The organism is Rhodoferax sp., assembly GCF_023701345.1.
Taxonomy (GTDB): Bacteria; Pseudomonadota; Gammaproteobacteria; order Burkholderiales; family Burkholderiaceae_C; genus Rhodoferax.
In genome coordinates this window covers 1-2,895 of sequence record NZ_JAMPXE010000220.1, presented here as the reverse complement: position 1 = coordinate 2,895, position 2,895 = coordinate 1, and the positions used below count along the sequence as shown (strand labels likewise).

Annotated in this window: 2 protein-coding genes; both read left to right on the top strand. The window is 61.6% G+C overall.

Going from position 1 to position 2,895, the window contains the following annotated elements:
- Positions 1 to 36: 36 nt before the first annotated feature.
- Positions 37 to 2,034 (top strand): bifunctional 3-phosphoshikimate 1-carboxyvinyltransferase/cytidylate kinase, encoded by a 1,998-nt coding sequence (locus NDI87_RS17370; protein ID WP_296276854.1) that lies wholly within the window; start codon positions 37 to 39, stop codon positions 2,032 to 2,034.
- 157 nt (positions 2,035 to 2,191) lie between these two features.
- Positions 2,192 to 2,895, top strand: a 704-nt coding sequence (locus NDI87_RS17365) for a S1 RNA-binding domain-containing protein (protein WP_296276852.1), incomplete at its 3' end; no start/stop codon positions are given.

The window sequence follows — 2,895 nt, the reverse complement described above, 5'->3', positions numbered from 1 at the left end:
ATGGCATCTCAAACAACATCACCACCCCAAACCCGCATGCTGAACACCGTCTTCATCGATCTGCCGCCTTTGCTGTCTGCTGGCGGCGCCATCACCTTGCCAGGCTCCAAAAGCATCTCAAACCGGGTATTGCTGCTGGCCGCCCTCACTCAGGGGCGCACCACCTTGCACGATGTGCTGGATTCCGATGACACCCGCGTCATGCTGGCAGCCTTGCGCGCCCTGGGCTGCGACATTGCGCAAACCGGCAACAGCGTGGTCATCGACGGCCTCGGGGGCCAACCCAGGCACCGGCAAGCCAAGCTGTTCATGGGCAATGCCGGCACCGCCATCCGGCCGCTCACCGCCGCGCTGGCGCTGATGGGCGGCGACTTCGAGCTCAGCGGTGTGCCGCGCATGCACGAGCGCCCGATCGGCGACCTGGTCGACGCGCTGCGCCAGCTGGGTTGCCAGATCGATTACACCGGCCAGAACGGCTACCCGCCGCTGCACATTGGCCAGCCCAGCCTCAAACTCGACGCCCCGATTCAAGTGCGCGGCGACGTGTCGAGCCAGTTCCTGACCGCCCTGCTGATGGCCCTGCCTCTGGTGGCGCGCCAGGACATCGTGATCGACGTGGTGGGTGAGCTGATCTCCCGGCCCTACATCGAGATCACGCTGAACTTGCTGGCGCACTTTGGCATTCAGGTGCATCGCGACGGCTGGCAGCGCTTCACGATTCCGGCGGGCAGCCAGTACCAGTCGCCGGGTACCCTGTTTGTCGAAGCCGATGCTTCTTCTGCCAGCTATTTCATCGCCCTCGGTGCCATCGCGCCCGCCTCTGAAGGACACCGCGGCATCCGCATCGAAGGTCTCGGAGCCGATTCGATTCAGGGCGACATCCGCTTTATCGAAGCCGCCCAAATGATGGGTGCCCAGGTGCTCAGCGGCCCCAACTGGCTGGAGGTGTCGCGTGGCGCCTGGCCGCTCGCCGCCATTGACCTCGACTGCAACCACATTCCCGATGCCGCCATGACGCTGGCAGTGATGGCACTCTATGCGCAAGGCACCACCACCTTGCGCAACATTGCCAGCTGGCGCGTCAAGGAAACCGACCGCATTGCCGCCATGGCCTGCGAGTTGCGCAAGCTCGGCGCCACCGTGGTCGAAGGGGCCGACTTCATCCAGGTCACACCACCGGCCAACCCGGCTGACTGGAAAGCTGCCAGCATCCACACCTATGACGACCACCGCATCGCCATGTGTTTTGCGCTGGCCACCTTCAACCCGGCGGGTCTGCCGGTGCGCATGGAAGATCCCAAATGTGTCGCCAAGACCTTCCCCGATTTTTTTGAGGCGCTGTTCTCTCTGGTGCAGGCTGACCCGGCACACATTCCCGTGATCTGCGTCGATGGCCCGACCGCCTCGGGCAAAGGCACGCTGGCCGCGCAACTGGCCAGCCAGTTGGGCTACCACCTGCTGGACTCGGGCGCGCTTTACCGCATCACCGCACTGGCGGCCACGCGGGCCGGTCTGCCGCTGGACGGCACAAGCGAAGAAGCCATCGCCAAGCTGGCACAGGGTCTGCGCCTTGAATTCTTGGCTGACAAGGTGCTGCTGGATGGTGAAGACGTGACGGAGGCCATTCGCACCGAGGAAGCCGGCATGAATGCCTCCAAAGTATCCGCCCTGCCCAAGGTGCGCACCGCGCTGGTCGGGTTGCAGCACGGTTTTTGCCGCCTGCCCGGCCTGGTGGCCGATGGCCGCGACATGGGCACGGTGATCTTTCCCGCAGCCCCGCTCAAGGTATTTCTGACGGCCAGCACCGAGCAGCGTGCGCAAAGGCGGTTTAAACAGTTGATTTCAAAAGACAAATCAATTACACTCCACGCTCTTCGCGCCGACTTGGAAGCACGTGATGCCCGGGACTCCTCCCGCAGCGTTTCGCCTCTCAAGCCGGCCGCAGATGCCAAGCTGCTGGACAACTCCCATTTATCGGTTGAAGAATCGGTCAAGCTGGTGTTGGATTGGTGGCTAGGCAAGCAGCCCTTCTGATCCTGTCTCAAGGGCACAAACCGCAAAGACTTCGGTCAATGCACCGGCCCTCATCCGCCCTCTCGCGCCGCACTGGCGCACTGCGGATGAGGTTCAAAAAAACTTAACCCCGCGCTTAAAACCGCGAAATAACCTGCGCTTAACACCGCATCAAAACATGTCTGAATCTTTTGCCGCCCTGTTTGAAGAGTCCTTGCAACGCACAGAAATGCGTCCAGGCGAAGTGATCACTGCCGAAGTGGTCCGTATCGAGCACAGCTTTGTGGTCGTGAACGCCGGCCTCAAGTCTGAAGCCTACGTGCCTCTGGAAGAGTTCAAGAACGATCAGGGCGAAACTGAAGTCCAGGTTGGCGACTTCGTGTCGGTGGCCATTGGCTCCATCGAAAACGGCTACGGCGACACCATTCTGAGCCGCGACACTGCCAAGCGTCTGGCATCGTGGATGGCCCTTGAAAAAGCCCTGGAAACTGGCGAATTTGTCACGGGTCAAACCAGCGGCAAGGTCAAGGGCGGCTTGACCGTGTTGGTCAACGGCATCCGTGCCTTCCTGCCAGGTTCACTGGTCGACACCCGTCCGACCAAAGACCTGTCTCCGTACGAGAACAAGACCCTCGAATTCAAGGTCATCAAGCTCGATCGCAAGCGTAACAACGTGGTGCTGAGCCGCCGTGCCGTGGTGGAAGCCTCCATGGGCGAAGAGCGCTCCAAGCTGATGAACACGCTGAAAGAAGGCGCGATTGTTCAGGGCGTGGTCAAGAACATCACCGAATACGGCGCATTTGTCGACCTGGGCGGTATCGACGGCCTGCTGCACATCACCGACATGGCCTGGCGCCGTGTCCGTCACCCGTCTGAAGTGGT